Origin of the sequence: Thermoactinomyces sp. CICC 10521 (assembly GCF_016055135.1) — a bacterium.
GTDB lineage: Bacteria > Bacillota > Bacilli > Thermoactinomycetales > Thermoactinomycetaceae > Thermoactinomyces_A > Thermoactinomyces_A daqus.
On record NZ_JAECVZ010000102.1, the window covers coordinates 1 to 525 of the forward strand.

General features: G+C 41.7%; 1 protein-coding gene. It reads right to left on the reverse strand.

Going from position 1 to position 525, the window contains the following annotated elements; genetic code table 11:
- Nucleotides 1–32: 32 nt before the first annotated feature.
- Nucleotides 33–350, reverse strand: coding sequence for a CHY zinc finger protein (locus tag I8U17_RS18195; RefSeq protein WP_033099985.1), 318 nt, complete (start codon nucleotides 348–350; stop codon nucleotides 33–35).
- Between the last annotated feature and the right edge of the window lie 175 nt (nucleotides 351–525).

Here is a 525-nt window from a genome sequence, read left to right on the forward strand (position 1 = left end):
GGGAAATAAAAAAAAATGACGCGGCGATCGCGTCATTCAAAATAGAAATGGTAATGCTTTTTACATCCGGGGTTAAAAGGATGGCGGCACTCAGGACAGCGTGCTTCTCCATTTAAATACTCGTGAACGGTCAATTCCGTCTGGCAGTTCCCGCATAATATCGCTTTTTCATGAAACCGGCTCCTTGGCCAGGGAACGGCTTGATGTCCGGCCGTTTCCTCATGGCATTGGTAACAAGGATAGTAACGCTCGCAACAGGCAAATTTGATGGCGACAATATCCAAATCAGAATGGTAATGTACACAGCGGGTTTTCTGGTCGATCGTTTTTCCGAAGATGATGGGTTTCATATCGATTCTTCCTTTATAATAAATGGTCTTGGTTTCATATATAATGGTAAAAACTTTTTTCCGGGAAAGAAAGTCGTCGAATGTGATTGATCTTTAGAGGACTCTGCTTTATGATTAGGTTGCCTAATAAAACAAGATACTAACTTTTCGATTCCGGGCTTAAATCAAAAGAAGC

Bases quoted from the DNA above. Each gene is read 5' to 3' on its own strand.
- I8U17_RS18195 (WP_033099985.1), bottom strand. From the start codon at position 350: ATGAAACCCATCATCTTCGGAAAAACGATCGACCAGAAAACCCGCTGT.